Here is a 15,978-nt window from a genome sequence, read left to right as displayed (position 1 = left end):
ACCCGACAGTGACCACACCTGACAGGAGTATGTAATGTCCAAGCAACAGATCGGCGTTGTCGGTATGGCAGTGATGGGGCGCAACCTGGCGCTCAACATCGAAAGCCGTGGTTATACCGTCTCCGTTTTCAACCGCTCCCGTGATAAGACTGAAGAAGTGATTGCCGAAAACCCAGGCAAGAAACTCGTTCCTTTCTATACGGTAAAAGAATTTGTTGAGTCTCTGGAAACGCCTCGTCGAATCCTGCTAATGGTGAAAGCGGGCGCAGGTACCGATGCAGCTATCGACTCCCTGAAGCCTTACCTCGAAAAAGGCGACATCATCATTGATGGCGGTAACACCTTCTTCCAGGACACCATTCGTCGTAACCGTGAATTGTCCGCTGAAGGCTTCAACTTCATCGGTACCGGTGTTTCCGGTGGTGAAGAGGGCGCGCTGAAAGGTCCATCTATTATGCCTGGCGGCCAGAAAGAAGCGTACGAGCTGGTTGCGCCAATTCTGACTAAGATTGCAGCCGTTGCTGAAGATGGCGAGCCTTGTGTGACCTATATCGGTCCGGACGGTGCGGGTCACTATGTCAAAATGGTGCACAACGGCATCGAATACGGCGATATGCAGCTGATTGCAGAAGCATACTCCCTGCTGAAAGGCGGCCTGAATCTCTCTAACGAAGAGCTGGCTGAAACCTTTACCGAGTGGAATAAAGGCGAGCTGAACAGCTACCTGATCGACATCACCAAAGATATCTTCACGAAGAAAGATGAAGAAGGAAAATACCTGGTTGATGTGATCCTGGATGAAGCAGCGAACAAAGGTACCGGTAAATGGACCAGCCAGAGCTCTCTGGATCTGGGCGAGCCGCTGTCTCTGATCACCGAATCCGTCTTTGCGCGTTATATCTCTTCTCTGAAAGAGCAGCGCGTTGCGGCTTCTAAAGTGCTGTCAGGCCCACAGGCTAAACCAGCCGGTGACAAAGCTGAGTTCGTCGAGAAAGTTCGTCGCGCCCTGTACCTGGGTAAAATCGTCTCCTACGCGCAGGGCTTCTCACAGCTGCGTGCGGCGTCAGACGAGAACAACTGGGACCTGAACTACGGCGAGATCGCGAAGATCTTCCGCGCGGGTTGCATCATTCGTGCGCAGTTCCTGCAGAAAATCACCGATGCCTATGCTGAAAACGCAGGTATCGCTAACCTTCTGCTGGCACCGTACTTTAAGAAGATTGCAGACGAGTACCAGCAGGCGCTGCGTGACGTGGTTGCCTACGCTGTACAGAACGGTATCCCGGTTCCAACCTTCTCGGCTGCGGTGGCGTATTACGATAGCTACCGCGCTGCCGTTCTGCCTGCCAACCTGATTCAGGCACAGCGTGACTATTTCGGCGCGCATACTTACAAGCGCACGGATAAAGAAGGCGTGTTCCACACCGAATGGATGGAATAAGTTAACTTACTCGCTTTCATCAAACCCGGAGCCTGTCTCCGGGTTTTTTTATGCAAAAAATGCCGCGCATTATTCGAAGTAGTCTGAATCTCATCCCCCTCGTTGTGATTACTCCTGGTTTGCCTTGACAGTGCTGTTTGCCAGGAGGTACAAAGCCCATCAGTTATGTTTATCGCGATGGTCTGCCGGCCATCAGTACAGTTAACTAAAAGAAGTCATTAGCGAATGAAAATAACAATTTCCGGAACAGGGTATGTCGGTCTTTCTAACGGCATTCTGATTGCTCAGAACCATGAAGTGGTTGCGCTGGATATCGTGCAGGCCAAAGTGGATATGCTCAATCAGAAGAAATCGCCGATTGTCGACAAAGAAATCCAGGACTATCTCAGCAACAAACCGCTGAATTTCCGCGCCACGACAGATAAAGAAGATGCATACCGCGATGCGGATTACGTCATCATTGCGACGCCTACTGACTACGATCCAAAAACCAATTACTTCAACACCTCAACCGTAGAAGCGGTTATCAAAGATGTTATTGCGGTCAATCCTGATGCGGTGATGGTTATTAAATCAACCATTCCTGTCGGCTTTACCAAATCCATCAAAGAAAAGTTTGGTATCGATAATATTTTCTTCTCGCCTGAGTTCCTGCGTGAGGGGAGAGCGCTTTATGATAACCTGCATCCTTCCCGCATCGTTATTGGTGAACGCTCTGAGCGCGCTGAACGTTTCGCTGCGCTGCTTCAGGAAGGCGCGGTGAAGAAAGATATTCCGGTGCTGTTCACAGACTCCACCGAAGCAGAGGCGATTAAGCTTTTCGCGAATACCTATCTGGCAATGCGAGTCGCGTACTTCAATGAGCTCGACAGCTACGCAGAAAGTCTTGGATTGAATACCCGCCAGATTATTGAAGGGGTTTGCCTCGACCCGCGTATTGGTAACCACTACAACAACCCGTCATTTGGCTACGGTGGCTATTGCCTGCCAAAAGATACCAAGCAGCTGCTGGCAAACTACCAGGCTGTGCCGAATAACCTGATATCGGCGATTGTTGACGCTAACCGTACGCGTAAAGATTTCATCTCCGATTCTATTCTTGCGCGCCAGCCGAAAGTGGTCGGCGTGTACCGTCTGATCATGAAGAGCGGTTCCGATAACTTCCGCGCCTCTTCCATTCAGGGGATCATGAAGCGCATCAAGGCGAAAGGCGTTGAGGTTATTATTTATGAACCGGCCATGCAGGAAGATCAGTTCTTCAATTCCCGCGTGATCCGCGATCTGGATGCTTTTAAGAAGGAAGCGGATGTCATCATCTCGAACCGCATGGCCGAAGAGCTGGCTGACGTCGCTGACAAAGTCTATACCCGCGATCTGTTCGGTAGCGACTAATTCTCTTACGTTAAAATAAAAAACCCGGCTGATTTGCCGGGTTTTTTATTTTCAGACCTTGTAAAACTCGCGGTACCAGTCAACGAAGTTCTTCACGCCGTCTTTAACCGAGGTTTGCGGTTTGAAACCGATCACGTCATAGAGCGCTTTCGTGTCGGCGCTGGTTTCCAGGACGTCGCCCGGCTGGAGTGGCAACATATTTTTCTCGGCTTTCTTACCCAGCGCCTCTTCCAGCGCGGTGATGTAGTCCATCAGTTCTACTGGCGAACTGTTACCGATGTTGTAAACGCGGTAAGGTGCTGAACTGGTTGCCGGTGAGCCAGTCTCGACGGTCCAGTTTGCGTCAGGATGGGGAATAACATCCTGCAGGCGGATAATTGCTTCAGCGATATCATCGATGTAGGTGAAATCGCGTTTCATCTTGCCGTAGTTATAGACATCGATGCTTTTGCCTTCAATCATCGCCTTAGTAAACTTAAACAGCGCCATGTCCGGGCGTCCCCACGGACCGTATACGGTAAAGAAGCGCAGTCCGGTGGTCGGCAGGTTGTAGAGATGCGAATAGGTGTGCGACATCAGCTCATTGGCTTTTTTGGTCGCGGCATAGAGTGAAACCGGGTGATCTACGGTATCGTCAGTGGAGAAGGGCATCTTACGGTTGAGGCCATATACGGAGCTGGATGAGGCATACAGCAAATGCTGAACGTGGTTATGGCGGCAGCCTTCCAGCACGTTGAGGTGGCCAATAAGGTTGGCATCGGCGTACGCATGCGGGTTTTCCAGGGAGTAGCGTACGCCTGCCTGTGCGGCCAGGTGAATAACGCGATCGAACTTCTCGCCAGCGAAAAGCGCAGCCATACCTTCCCGGTCAGCTAATTCCATCTTGTGGAAGGTGAATCGCTCAGATTGTAGCCGTTCCAGACGTGCCAGCTTTAAATTAACATCGTAATAGTCGTTCAGGTTATCAATACCGACAACCTCATGACCGCCCTCAATGAGGCGTTTGCTGACATTCGAACCGATAAAACCCGCTGCACCCGTTACCAGAAATTTCATATCTTTCCTCAAATACCCAACGCTTACAGATGCGATAACGCATCACATGGTGACTATGATAGCGCGAAGGGGGCGAGTTACATAACGCATCTTTCCGATATAACTCATCGGATTCTTATAGAAAAATCCCCAGCAATAGATAAACTATGAAAACACAATTATGTTTGCCCTTTTTCATCTGTTAGGGAATGTATGACGCACAACAACAATAGCCAGGTCATCCGAAGCAATGACCCTGAGCAAATTGATTTACTTGATTTAGTGCTGCAGCTGTGGCGTGGGAAGTGGATGATAGCAACGTTTGTTGTTGTTTTTATTGCACTTGCTGTCGGTTATCTTACTTTCGCGAAAGAAAAGTGGACCTCAAGCGCAATTATTGCGCAACCTGATGTCGCTCAAATTGCAACATATTCTAATGCGTTGAATATCCTCTACGGTAGTGCTGCACCCTCAATGCTTGATGTTCAAACACGCGCTATTGGTCGTTTCAATTCTTCCTTCTCTGCATTGGCACAGGCACTGGAAAATCAGGACGAACCTGAAAAACTGACAATCGAGCCTGCTGTTAAAGGGGAATCGCTCCCGTTGAGTGTTTCCTATACCAGTACTTCCGCAGAAGCGGCGCAGAAGCAGCTTGCGCAATATATCCAGCAGGTTGATGAGCAAACTTCCAAAGAGCTCACGGTTGACCTGCAAAACAGCATCAAAGAGCAGATTAAAACCCTGAACGATTCTCTGGTAAACCAGGAGAAGGTCGCTCAGGAGCAGAAAGACCTGCGTATTAAACAAATTACCGAAGCGCTGAAAAACGCTGAGGCGGCGAAAATCTCCTCGCCACAGATTCAACAAACTCAGGATGTGACCCAGGAAACTATGTTCCTCCTGGGAAGCGTAGGGCTGAAATCGATGATTGAAAACGAAGCCTCTCGTCCCCTGGTCTTTTCTGCTGCATACTATCAGACCAGGCAAAACCTGCTGGACATCCAAAACCTGAACGTTAAGCCGGACACAATACACGTCTACCGTTACGTCATGAAGCCGGATCTGCCCGTTCGTCGCGATAGCCCGAAAAAAGCCATTGTGCTGATTCTTGCCGTGCTGCTGGGCGGAATGATTGGTTCCGGTGTGGTATTAGGGCGTAACGCATTACGCAACTATAAGCCAAAAGCCTGATTTGCAGATTAAAAAAAACCGGGGAAAATCCCCGGTTTTTTTATTTATGACGCTTTCGTAGATTCTCAATCACCGCCGTCAAATCCAGTTCCTGATCCTGCAGCAGCACCAGCAGGTGATACATCAAATCCGACGCTTCATTCGTCAACTCTTCCCGGTCGTGTACGGTCGCGGCCAGCGCCGTCTCAACGCCTTCTTCACCCACCTTCTGCGCAATACGCTTAGTCCCGCTGGCATACAGCTTCGCGGTATAGGAGCTCTCAGGATCCGCAGATTTACGCTCCGCCAGGAGTTGCTCAAGCTGATACAGGAACAGCCACTGGTGACTCGCCTCGCCGAAGCAGCTGCTGGTGCCTTTATGGCAGGTTGGGCCGATTGGGTTCACCAGCACCAGCAGGGTGTCGTTATCGCAGTCTGGCGTCATGCTGACCACGTTCAGGAAGTGCCCCGAGGTTTCCCCTTTGGTCCACAGGCGCTGCTTGGTGCGCGAGAAAAACGTCACTTTGCCGCTGTCGGTCGTTTTTGCCAGCGCGTCCTGGTTCATATACCCCAGCATCAGAACTTCGCCTGAGACGGCATGCTGTACAACCACCGGCAATAATCCGTCAGTTTTTTCCCAGTCCAGTTGCGCCTGTTGTTGCTCTGTTAACATACCCTGATCTCCACGCCCTGGTCGGCCAGGTACGTTTTTAACTCGCCAATATTGATAATCTGTTTGTGGAACACGGACGCGGCCAGCGCGCCGTCCACGTTCGCATCGCGGAAGGCTTCCAGGAAGTGTTCCATGGTGCCCGCGCCGCCGGAGGCAATCAGCGGAACGTGGCACACCGCGCGAACTTTCTTCAGCTGCTCGAGATCGTAACCGTTACGCACGCCGTCCTGGTTCATCATGTTCAGCACGATCTCACCTGCGCCGCGCTTCTGCACTTCCTGCACCCAGTCGAGCGTTTCCCACTGCGTCACGCGCGTCCGGCTTTCATCGCCAGTATATTGGTTTACGTGATATTTGCCGGTCGCGGCGTCGAACCAGGTATCAATCCCTACCACTATGCACTGCACGCCAAAGCGATCGGCCAGGCGGGTAATCAGTTCCGGCTCGGCCAGAGCAGGGGAGTTGATGGAAATCTTGTCGGCGCCAAAAGAGAGAATTTTGGCGGCGTCATCAGCAGACTTAATCCCGCCCGCCACGCAGAACGGAATATCAATCACTTCCGCCACGCGGGCGACCCAGCTTTTATCGACCACGCGGCCATCGCTGGAGGCGGTGATATCATAGAAGACCAGTTCGTCAGCGCCTTCGTCGGCATAGCGTTTTGCCAGCGGGACGATATCGCCAATGATCTCGTGGTTGCGGAACTGCACGCCTTTCACAACCTGACCATCGCGCACGTCAAGACAAGGAATTATCCGTTTTGCCAGCATTGAATCGCCTCCGTCACCGTAAATTTACCTTCCAGCAGGGCCCGGCCCACAATCACGCCCTGTACCCCCGTTCCGCGCAGCGCGGCGATATCGGCTAAGTCACCGATGCCGCCAGATGACTGGAATGCCACCTGCGGATAACGGGCGCAAACTTCTTCATATAAAGAAACGTTGGAACCCGCCAGCGTGCCGTCGCGCGAGATGTCCGTGCACAGCACGTGCTTCAGGCCCACAGGGAGATACGTCTCGACCAGCGCTTCCAGCGTCACGCCGGAATTTTCCTGCCAGCCGCTGACCGCCACCTGCTTATTACCCTGCTCGTCAATGCGCACGTCCAGCGCCAGTACCAGGGCGTCGGCGCCAAAGCGGCGGAACCAGCCCTTCACCGTCTCAGGCTCTTTCACGGCGGTTGAACCGACCACCACGCGCGCCACACCCGCATCCAGCAGAGCCGCCACATCGTCTTCGGTGCGTACGCCGCCGCCAACCTGCACGGACACGTCCACACCAGCAACCAGTTTTTTCAGCAGCGGGATCTGGCGCTTCGCCGGATCTTTCGCGCCCGTTAAATCCACCAGATGCAGCACCTGTGCACCCTGGGCGGCATAATCCTGCAGGCGCGGTAGCGGGTCCTTTCCGTAGTCGCGCTGCTGGCCGTAATCGCCCTGGTGGAGACGGACAACCGTGCCGTCAATTAAATCTAAAGCGGGAATAATCATCACATCTCCAGGAAGTTTTTCAGCAGCTGCGCGCCCGCGGCGCCTGAGCGTTCCGGGTGGAACTGTACGCCGAAGAAATTTTCTTTCTGAACCGCCGCGGTAAACGCCTCGCCGTAAGTGCACTGGGCGATGGTATTGACGTTCACCGGCATAGCGTAACTGTGCACGAAGTAAAAGTACGCGCCGTCTTCGATGCCGCGAAACAGCCGGTCACCCGCTTTGGCGTAAACTCGGTTCCAGCCCATATGAGGCAGAGGCAGGCCGTGGTCGGTCATTTTCGGTACGTCTTCGTCGATAATGCCCAGCAGGTCAACGCCGTTGCTCTCTTCGCTGCGGCGGCCAAAAAGCTGCATGCCCAGGCAAATCCCCAGCACCGGCTGGGTACAGGCTTTGATCAAATCGACCAAATCGCGTTCGCGAATCTGGTCCATCGCCGCCTGTGCGGTGCCAACGCCCGGCAGGAAAAGCTTGTCAGCGCGCAATACAATGTCCGGATCGCGGCTCACCACCGGCTCATAGCCGTGGCGCGCGATGGCCGATTTCACGGAGTTGAGGTTGGCGCATCCGGTATCCAGAATCACCACGTTCATCACAGCACTCCTTTCGACGAGGGCAGGGCATCGCCTTCCACGCGGATCGCCTGGCGAAGCGTACGGCCAAAGGCTTTAAACAGGCTCTCCACGCGGTGGTGATCGTTTTTGCCTTTGGTTTTCAGGTGCAGCGTCAGTCCCATGGTGTAGGACAGGGAACGGAAGAAGTGCTCCACCATTTCGGTGCTGAGATCGCCGACGCGCTGGTAGGTGAAATCAGCTTTGTATTCCAGGTGCGGACGACCCGAGATGTCCATGGCGCAGCGCGCCAGGCACTCGTCCATCGGCAGGACGAAGCCGAAACGGTTGATGCCGCGCTTGTCGCCGAGCGCCAGCTTCAGGGCTTCACCCAGCGCCAGGCCGGTATCTTCCACGGTGTGGTGATCGTCAATATAAAGGTCGCCTTTTACCGCGATCTCCATGCGGAAACCGCCGTGGGTGGCAATCTGGTCCAGCATGTGGTCAAAGAAACCGACGCCGGTGTGGATCTTGCTGCCGCCTTCACGGTCCAGCCATACCTTTACATCAATCTGCGTCTCTTTGGTGTTACGCTCAACGTGAGAATAGCGGTCGCGTTTTGTCAGTTGCTCGCCAATCTTTGCCCAGTTAAGGTCGTTACGATCGTAGCGCAGCCCCGCGATGCCCATGTTTTCCGCCAGCGTAATATCGGTGATGCGATCGCCGATGACGTAGCTGTTGGTTTTATCCAGCATATCTTCGGCCAGATAGCGCTCAACCAGCTTCACCTTTGGCTTACGGCAGTCGCACTCGTCGGCTGGCATATGCGGGCAAATCAGCACTTCATCAAATACCACGCCCTGAGAGGTCAGCACCTGCATCATCAGGTTATGCGGGCCGTCGAAGTCCGCCTGCGGGAAACTGTCCGTACCCAGACCGTCCTGGTTGGTAATCATTACCAGCTTATAGCCCGCTTTCTGAAGCTTAAGCAGCACCGGGATGACGTCCGGTTCAAAAGCCAGCTTGTCGAAACGATCGACCTGGAAATCGGCTGGTGGCTCCGAAATAAGGGTGCCATCACGATCGATGAAAAGGATCTTCTGGGTCATACTTTCTCCGCTTTCAGGGCGTCAATGACGCGCTGGCTCTCTGCGCGGGTGCCTACGGTGATACGTAAACAGCCACTCAGGGAAGGTTGTTTATTCTGGTCTCGTAAGATAATGCCCTGATCCCATAAAGATTTAAATACGGCACTGGAGGCGGTGAAGCGCGCCAGGATGTAGTTGGTTTCCGAGTCGAACACCTGCTCGACGCAAGGGATGTCTTTCAGCGCGGTGACAAGGTACTGACGTTCCTCCAGGATCTGCGCCACGCGTTCGCGCATCGCGTTGATACCCTGAGGCGTCAGCGCCTGTGCCGCAATATCGGCAACCGGCGTTGAGAGCGGGTACGGGGCGATCACTTTCAGCAGCAGGTCGATGACCTCTTTATTCGCCAGCGTAAACCCGCAGCGCAGGCCCGCGAGGGCGAAGGCTTTTGACAACGTGCGCAGCACAACGAGATGCGGATACTCTTCCAGCCAGCCCGTCAGCGTCGCCTGCGGGCAGAACTCGATGTAGGCTTCGTCGGCCACCACCAGCGCTTTACCACGGGTCATCTCCAGCAGGGTGCGGATATCCTGCGGGTTAATAATCTGTCCGGTTGGGTTATTTGGGCTGCAGACGAAGACGACCTTCACGCCGTCGAGATTGTCGGCAATGCCCTGTAAATCGAGCTGCCAGTTCTCCAGCGCCTGGACGTTGCGGCACGCCACGCCGAAGGTTTCGGCGCTGACGCTGTACATGCCGTACGTGGGCTGGCAGTACATCACCGCGTCTTTGCCCGGCTCGCAGAACGCGCGGATCAGCAGCTCGATTCCTTCATCCGCCCCGCGGCTGACCAGCACTTGCTCAGGCTTCACGCCCGCGTACTGCGCGTAGTTTTCAATCACCGCTTTTGGCTGACACTCCGGATAGCGGTTCAGCGTTTGCTGCGACAGCTCAAACTGCACCGCAGTCGGGAATTCGTTGGCGTTCAGCCAGACGTCCCCGTTTCCGCCCAGACGCCGCGCAGACTGGTAAGGCGTCAGGCGGCGGACATTTTCGCGGGCTAATTCTTCAATGTTCATGCTTGCTCCTTCAGGGCGGCAACGCGCAGCGTCACGGCGTTTTTGTGGGCGGTCAGACGCTCGGCGGCGGCCAGGGTTTCAATAGTAGAAGCCAGTGAAGCAAACCCCTCGCGGGACAGCTCCTGCACGGTCATGCGTTTCTGGAAATCCGCCAGGCCGAGGCTGGAACAGGTAGAGGTATAGCCATACGTCGGCAGAACGTGGTTGGTGCCGGAGGCGTAATCCCCCGCGGACTCCGGTGACCAGTCGCCGAGGAACACCGAGCCCGCGCTGGTGATGCTGTCGACCAGATCGCGCGCGTTGCGGGTCTGAATGATCAGGTGCTCCGGGCCGTACTGGTTGGAGATGGCAATGCACTGCTCGAGATCGCGCGCCACAATCAGGCGGCTGGCCGCTAACGCCTGACGTGCCGTGTCGGCGCGGGGCAGGTCGGCAAGCTGGCGTTCAACGGCTTCGCCCACGCGTTTCGCCATATCGGCATCCGGCGTCAGCAGGATGACCTGCGAGTCCGGGCCGTGTTCTGCCTGTGAAAGCAGGTCGGAGGCCACGAAGTCCGGCGTTGCGCCGCTGTCGGCAATGACCAGCACTTCAGACGGACCGGCAGGCATATCGATGGCCGCACCGTCGAGACGCTGGCTGACCTGGCGCTTGGCTTCGGTCACATACGCATTGCCCGGGCCAAAGATTTTGTCGACTTTAGGAATGGAGTCTGTGCCGAACGCCAGGGCGGAAATCGCCTGCGCGCCGCCCACTTTATACACCGCCTGCACGCCGCAGAGTTTTGCCGCGTAGAGGATCTCATCGGCGATCGGAGGCGGAGAACACAGCACTACTTTCTGGCATCCGGCGATACGCGCCGGCGTGGCGAGCATTAATACGGTCGAAAACAGCGGCGCTGAACCACCAGGGATATAAAGTCCCACTGACGCCACCGGGCGCGTCACCTGCTGGCAACGCACGCCGGGCAGGGTTTCCACATCCACGGTCTGCAACTTTTGCGCGGTGTGGAAGGTATCGATATTTTTCACCGCGACGGCCATCGCCTGCTTGATATCGTCACCGAGACGATTACTGGCATCAATGATTTCCTGCTCCGTAACCTGCAATGCGCCAACTTCCGTCTTATCAAACTTTGCACTGTATTCACGCAGCGCGTCATCGCCACGGGCTTTGACGTTATCCAGGATCTCCGCCACGGTGCGGGAGATGCTTTCAGAGGCGGAAATCGCCGGGCGCATCAGCAGCTCACGCTGCTGTGCGTCGCTACAGGTATTCCAGTCGATGATTGTGTTAAAGCTCATGGCCATTACTCCATCATCTTCTCAATTGGCAGCACCAGGATGGAGCTTGCGCCCAGCGCCTTCAGTTTTTCCATGGTTTCCCAGAACAGGGTTTCGCTGCTCACCATGTGCATCGCCACGCGCTGCTGATCGCCCGCCAGCGGCAGGATGGTTGGGCGCTCAGCGCCCGGCAGCAGGGCAATCACTTCATCCAGACGCTCGGTTGGGGCGTGCATCATGATGTATTTGGACTCACGCGCCTGAATCACGCCCTGAATACGGGTCAGCAGCTTGTCGATCAGCTGCTGTTTGGCGTCGGCCATCTCGCCGTCGCGCTGAATCAGGCACGCTTTAGAGCGGTAGATGACTTCCACTTCGCGCAGACCGTTCGCTTCCAGCGTCGCGCCGGTCGAGACGAGGTCACAGATGGCGTCCGCCAGACCCGCACGCGGTGCCACTTCAACGGAGCCGTTCAGCAGGCAGGATTTAAACTGCACGCCTTTCTGGTCAAGATAACGCTTCAACAGGTGAGGGTAAGAGGTGGCGATACGTTTGCCGTTCAGCGCGGCCGGGCCGTCCCACGCTTCATCAACCGGCGTGGCCAGCGACAGGCGGCAGCCGCCGAAGTCCAGACGACGCAGGGTGAAGTAACGCGGGTCTTCACCCTGCGCGCGGCGGGTCAGCAGCTCTTCTTCCAGCACGTTTTCACCGATGATGCCGAGGTCAACGACGCCGTCCATCACAAGGCCGGGAATATCGTCATCACGCACGCGCAGAATGTCGATGGGCATGTTTTCAGCCAGAGCAATCAGGCGCTGGGTGTGCAGGTTGATTTTAATCCCGCAGCGGGCCAACAGTTCGCGTGAATCGTCACTCAAACGGCCTGATTTTTGAATAGCTATGCGTAAACGTGAGTTATCTAACATTCTTTATTCCTCGTTAACCTGTTTTAACCTGTCTGAATTTGGTCCAAAAAAAAGCCCCCGGAAGAAGATCTTCCGGGGGCTTTTTCATGCGTTCATGCACCACTGGAAGATCCAAACGTCTTCCAGCACACATCGCCTGAAAGACTAGTCAGGATGATGGTGATGATGGTGGTGTTTAAATTGAACGCGTGTCATATAAATTCTCGATGAATGCTTATTCATTTGATGTCTTTTAACCTAAACCAGTTGTACGACATATTGCAAGGGCTTTTTTTGATCATTAATTCATTTCATATTGATGCTATGAATTGTGTGTTCTGCCGGGCTGGCGTAGCCTTATGAAAGACGAGTGAGAGTCAGGAGAATTCGCATGAAAAAGGTCGCGATTGTCGGTTTAGGATGGCTGGGAATGCCGCTGGCGATGTCATTAGCCGCGAAAGGCTGGCAGGTGACCGGGAGCAAGACCACCCGGGATGGGGTCGAAGCGGCGCGCATGTGCGGTATTGATGGCGTTGAACTGCGTCTGGAGCCGGAGCTGGTGTGTGATGCGGACGATCTGGACACGCTGATGAACGTAGATGCGCTGGTGATTACGCTACCCGCACGGCGCAGTGGCCCGGGCGAATCATTCTACCTGCAGGCGATGCAGGAGATTGTCGACAGCGCGCTGGCGCATCACGTCCCGCACATAATTTTTACCAGCTCGACGTCGGTTTATGGCGATGCTGAGGGCGTGGTGAAAGAGAGTTCCGAGCGCCGTCCCGTAACCGCGAGCGGTCAGGTCCTGAAAGAGCTGGAAGACTGGCTGCATAACCTTCCCGGCACGCAGGTCGATATCGTTCGTCTGGCGGGGCTGGTTGGCCCGGGGCGTCATCCGGGGCGCTTCTTTGCCGGTAAGACGGCACCAGACGGTCAGCATGGCGTGAATCTTGTGCATCTTGAAGATGTTATTGGCGCGATTGAGCTACTCTTACAGGCTCCAAAAGGCGGACACATCTATAATATATGTGCACCGTCTCATCCGGCGCGCAGCACGTTTTACCCGCTCATGGCACGCCAGCTTGGGTTGGCTCCGCCGGTTTTTGGTGAGGCAAAGAACGAAAGTAAAGGCAAAATTGTTGATGGCAATTGCATTTGCCATGAGCTGGGGTTTGAGTATCAGTATCCCGATCCGCTGGTGATGCCCATGGAATAAGCCCCGCAGCGGAGACAATCGCACACCGGAAGGGGGCGAGCATGAAACCGCTGCTGGATGTTCTTATTATTCTGGATGCACTGGAAAAAGAGGGGAGCTTTGCGGCTGCCTCGGCAAAGCTTTACAAAACCCCTTCGGCCCTGAGCTATACCGTTCAAAAACTGGAAAGCGACCTCAATATTCAGATCCTCGATCGCACCGGGCACCGCGCGCGGTTTACCCGCACCGGGCAGATGCTGCTGGAAAAAGGCCGTGACGTTCTTCATACCGTTCGCGAGCTGGAAAAGCAGGCCGTTAAGCTCCATCAGGGATGGGAGAATGAGCTGGTGATTGGCGTGGATGATACCTTTCCGTTTTCTCTACTGACGCCGCTCATTGAAGCGTTTTATCAGCATCACAGCGTCACCCGGCTGATTTTCATCAACGGCGTGCTGGGCGGCTCCTGGGATGCCTTAACCCAGGGCAGGGCGGACATTTTTGTCGGTGCCCTGCATGAGCCTCCCCAGTTGAGTGACTTTGGCTTTGCCCGCCTGGGCGTGCTGGAGCAGGTATTTGCCGTGGCGCCCCATCATCCGCTGGCTCAGGAGCCTGATCCTCTTAACCGTCGCGTTATTAAGGGGTACCGCGCAATAGTAGTCGGGGACAGCTCGCGCCCCGAATGTGCGGTTTCCTCGCAGCTGCTGGATGAGCAGGAGGCCATTACCGTTTTTGACTTTAAAACCAAGCTGGAGCTGCAAATTAGCGGCCTGGGCTGCGGCTATTTGCCGCGCTATCTGGCGCAGCGCTTTATTGATAGCGGTGCGCTTGTTGAAAAACAGGTGCTTGCGCAAAGCAGTAACGAATCGGTGTGGGTCGGCTGGAATGAACAAACCGCCGGGCTGGCCAGCGCCTGGTGGCGGGACGAAATTTTAGCAAATAGTGCTATCGCTGCAGTTTACTCTCAGGGGAGCGCCGAGAAATCAGCCAGTTAGAAAAAAGAAAATGACCCGGTGCGTTGCAAAGTATTGCCTTTTGTATCCGATGTGGGGCAAAATGCCGCCGCTGCAACCAAATGAATAATCGACGATATAAAAGGCGTCGGTTATTTTTTTTTGCATGTACGAAACGAAACTAAAAACCAAGAGGCCGGGCTTCGTACCGGATAGATATTTACTAAAATCCGACAGTTGTTGTCGCTGAGGAAGAAAGAAATGGGGCAATTTTTCGCTTACGTGGCGGTTATCACCGTAAAGGAGAATAACTATGTCGCATAACGCAACTCCAAACACCTCTCGCGTGGAATTACGTAAAACGCTTACGTTGATTCCGGTTGTTATGATGGGCCTTGCCTATATGCAACCGATGACGCTGTTCGATACATTCGGTATCGTATCAGGCCTCACTGACGGTCATGTGCCGACGGCTTACGGCTTTGCGCTGATTGCGATCCTCTTTACCGCGCTGAGCTACGGTAAACTGGTGCGTCGCTATCCGTCTGCAGGTTCCGCCTACACCTATGCCCAGAAATCTATCAGCCCGACGGTTGGCTTTATGGTGGGCTGGTCTTCGCTGCTCGACTACCTGTTCGCGCCGATGATCAACATTCTGCTGGCAAAAATCTATTTTGAAGCGCTGGTGCCATCGATTCCCTCGTGGATCTTCGTCGTGGCGCTGGTAGCCTTTATGACGGCCTTTAACCTGCGCAGCATCAAGTCCGTTGCCAACTTTAACTCCGTCATCGTTGTGCTTCAGGTTGTCCTGATTGCCGTGATTCTTGGCATGGTGATCTATGGCGTATTCCACGGCGAAGGCGCGGGCACCCTGGCGAGCAGCAAACCGTTCTGGTCTGGTGATGCGCATGTGATCCCGATGATTACCGGGGCGACGATTCTGTGCTTCTCCTTTACCGGTTTCGACGGGATTAGCAACCTGTCTGAGGAAACGAAGGATGCAGAGCGCGTGATCCCGCGTGCTATCTTCCTGACGGCGCTGATTGGCGGTCTGATCTTTATTTTCTCGACCTATTTCCTGCAGCTGTACTTCCCGGATATCTCGCGCTTCAAGGATCCGGATGCGTCTCAGCCGGAAATCATGCTCTATGTGGCGGGTAAAGCGTTCCAGGTCGGCGCGCTGATCTTCTCCACCATCACCGTACTGGCGTCCGGTATGGCCGCGCATGCAGGCGTTGCGCGTCTGATGTACGTAATGGGCCGCGATGGCGTATTCCCGAAAAGCTTCTTCGGCTACGTGCATCCAACCTGGCGTACCCCGGCAATGAACATTATCCTGGTCGGTGCGATCGCGCTTCTGGCGATTAACTTTGACCTGGTGATGGCAACGGCGCTGATTAACTTCGGTGCGCTGGTGGCGTTCACATTTGTTAACCTGTCGGTTATCTCTCAGTTCTGGATCCGTGAAAAGCGTAACAAGACGCTGAAAGATCACTTCCAGTATCTGTTCCTGCCGATGTGCGGTGCCCTGACCGTGGGCGCGCTGTGGGTTAACCTGGAAGAGAGCTCGATGGTGCTTGGCCTGATTTGGGCAGGTATCGGCCTGGTTTACCTGGCCTGCGTTACGAAGAGCTTCCGTAACCCGGTTCCTCAGTACGAAGACGTTGCTTAAGTCTTAACGTATCAAAAAAAAACCGGAGACCCTTGTCTCCGGTTTTTTTATATCTCAC

General features: G+C 54.6%; 17 protein-coding genes and 1 other annotated feature. Of the genes, 7 read left to right on the top strand and 10 right to left on the bottom strand.

Translation table 11 applies throughout. From position 1 onward, the window contains the following. Positions 1–34 precede the first annotated feature (34 nt). Positions 35–1,441, top strand: coding sequence for an NADP-dependent phosphogluconate dehydrogenase (gene gndA / locus IM299_RS04590; protein WP_028013772.1), 1,407 nt, complete (start codon positions 35–37; stop codon positions 1,439–1,441). Between the two features lie 225 nt (positions 1,442–1,666). Continuing rightward, positions 1,667–2,833 carry a UDP-glucose 6-dehydrogenase gene (ugd, locus tag IM299_RS04585; protein ID WP_041909161.1) on the top strand — a complete coding sequence of 389 codons (1,167 nt, stop codon included), beginning with the start codon at positions 1,667–1,669 and terminating at the stop codon, positions 2,831–2,833. Positions 2,834–2,884: 51 nt separating this feature from the next. Here ugd and IM299_RS04580 read toward each other — a convergent pair whose 3' ends face one another. Next, the gene (locus IM299_RS04580) at positions 2,885–3,889 is read right to left on the bottom strand and encodes an NAD-dependent epimerase (RefSeq protein WP_193357103.1); all 1,005 of its coding nucleotides are present in this window, start codon (positions 3,887–3,889) and stop codon (positions 2,885–2,887) included. 192 nt (positions 3,890–4,081) lie between these two features. Between IM299_RS04580 and wzzB the strand changes: the two genes are divergently transcribed. Beyond that, positions 4,082–5,062, top strand: a complete 981-nt coding sequence (gene wzzB / locus IM299_RS04575; RefSeq protein WP_045629815.1) for an LPS O-antigen chain length determinant protein WzzB — start codon at positions 4,082–4,084, stop codon at positions 5,060–5,062. A 40-nt stretch (positions 5,063–5,102) separates the two neighbouring features. Here wzzB and hisIE read toward each other — a convergent pair whose 3' ends face one another. The 9 genes from hisIE to hisL form a co-directional block, all read right to left on the bottom strand. Continuing rightward, positions 5,103–5,714: a bifunctional phosphoribosyl-AMP cyclohydrolase/phosphoribosyl-ATP diphosphatase HisIE gene (gene hisIE / locus IM299_RS04570; RefSeq protein WP_193357102.1), complete on the bottom strand. Its 612-nt coding sequence runs from the start codon at positions 5,712–5,714 to the stop codon at positions 5,103–5,105. Next, on the bottom strand, positions 5,708–6,484 hold the full coding sequence (gene hisF / locus IM299_RS04565; RefSeq protein ID WP_045260395.1) for an imidazole glycerol phosphate synthase subunit HisF: 777 nt from the start codon (positions 6,482–6,484) through the stop codon (positions 5,708–5,710). The genes hisIE and hisF overlap by 7 nt, the downstream gene beginning before the upstream one ends. Next, positions 6,466–7,203, bottom strand: coding sequence for a 1-(5-phosphoribosyl)-5-[(5-phosphoribosylamino)methylideneamino]imidazole-4-carboxamide isomerase (hisA, locus tag IM299_RS04560; protein ID WP_048957554.1), 738 nt, complete (start codon positions 7,201–7,203; stop codon positions 6,466–6,468). Before hisA ends, hisF begins: the two co-directional genes overlap by 19 nt. Beyond that, positions 7,203–7,793, bottom strand: coding sequence for an imidazole glycerol phosphate synthase subunit HisH (gene hisH / locus IM299_RS04555; protein WP_048957555.1), 591 nt, complete (start codon positions 7,791–7,793; stop codon positions 7,203–7,205). The genes hisA and hisH overlap by 1 nt, the downstream gene beginning before the upstream one ends. Next, complete coding sequence (gene hisB / locus IM299_RS04550) at positions 7,793–8,860, bottom strand: bifunctional histidinol-phosphatase/imidazoleglycerol-phosphate dehydratase HisB (RefSeq protein ID WP_028013764.1); 1,068 nt, start codon at positions 8,858–8,860, stop codon at positions 7,793–7,795. Before hisB ends, hisH begins: the two co-directional genes overlap by 1 nt. Continuing rightward, positions 8,857–9,918: a histidinol-phosphate transaminase gene (gene hisC / locus IM299_RS04545; RefSeq protein ID WP_028013763.1), complete on the bottom strand. Its 1,062-nt coding sequence runs from the start codon at positions 9,916–9,918 to the stop codon at positions 8,857–8,859. Before hisC ends, hisB begins: the two co-directional genes overlap by 4 nt. After that, positions 9,915–11,219: a histidinol dehydrogenase gene (hisD, locus tag IM299_RS04540; RefSeq protein WP_193357101.1), complete on the bottom strand. Its 1,305-nt coding sequence runs from the start codon at positions 11,217–11,219 to the stop codon at positions 9,915–9,917. The genes hisC and hisD overlap by 4 nt, the downstream gene beginning before the upstream one ends. A 5-nt stretch (positions 11,220–11,224) precedes the next feature. Beyond that, entirely contained in the window at positions 11,225–12,124 is a 900-nt protein-coding gene (hisG, locus tag IM299_RS04535; protein WP_000886595.1) for an ATP phosphoribosyltransferase, read from the bottom strand. Positions 12,125–12,169: 45 nt separating this feature from the next. Then, positions 12,170–12,293 (bottom strand) — a sequence feature (His leader region). Continuing rightward, positions 12,269–12,319 carry a his operon leader peptide gene (gene hisL, locus IM299_RS04530; protein WP_001364200.1) on the bottom strand — a complete coding sequence of 17 codons (51 nt, stop codon included), beginning with the start codon at positions 12,317–12,319 and terminating at the stop codon, positions 12,269–12,271. Its footprint overlaps the feature before it by 25 nt. Positions 12,320–12,494: 175 nt before the next feature. On the opposite strand from hisL, the gene IM299_RS04525 reads away from it, so the two are divergent. The 4 genes from IM299_RS04525 (at position 12,495) to plaP (ending at position 15,920) form a co-directional block, all read left to right on the top strand. Beyond that, complete coding sequence (locus IM299_RS04525; RefSeq protein ID WP_048957556.1) at positions 12,495–13,319, top strand: SDR family oxidoreductase; 825 nt, start codon at positions 12,495–12,497, stop codon at positions 13,317–13,319. A 41-nt stretch (positions 13,320–13,360) separates the two neighbouring features. Next, complete coding sequence (locus IM299_RS04520; RefSeq protein WP_048957557.1) at positions 13,361–14,290, top strand: LysR substrate-binding domain-containing protein; 930 nt, start codon at positions 13,361–13,363, stop codon at positions 14,288–14,290. Between the two features lie 219 nt (positions 14,291–14,509). Next, positions 14,510–14,572 carry a membrane protein YoeI gene (gene yoeI, locus IM299_RS04515; RefSeq protein WP_099458931.1) on the top strand — a complete coding sequence of 21 codons (63 nt, stop codon included), beginning with the start codon at positions 14,510–14,512 and terminating at the stop codon, positions 14,570–14,572. Next, complete coding sequence (gene plaP / locus IM299_RS04510) at positions 14,562–15,920, top strand: putrescine/proton symporter PlaP (RefSeq protein ID WP_028013759.1); 1,359 nt, start codon at positions 14,562–14,564, stop codon at positions 15,918–15,920. Before yoeI ends, plaP begins: the two co-directional genes overlap by 11 nt. The last annotated feature ends 58 nt before the right edge of the window (positions 15,921–15,978 follow it).

This window comes from Enterobacter cloacae complex sp. P47BA, from assembly GCF_014930485.1.
Lineage (GTDB): Bacteria > Pseudomonadota > Gammaproteobacteria > Enterobacterales > Enterobacteriaceae > Enterobacter > Enterobacter bugandensis.
The sequence above is the reverse complement of the archived record's forward strand: the minus strand, read 5'-3'. Positions and strand labels throughout refer to the sequence as shown.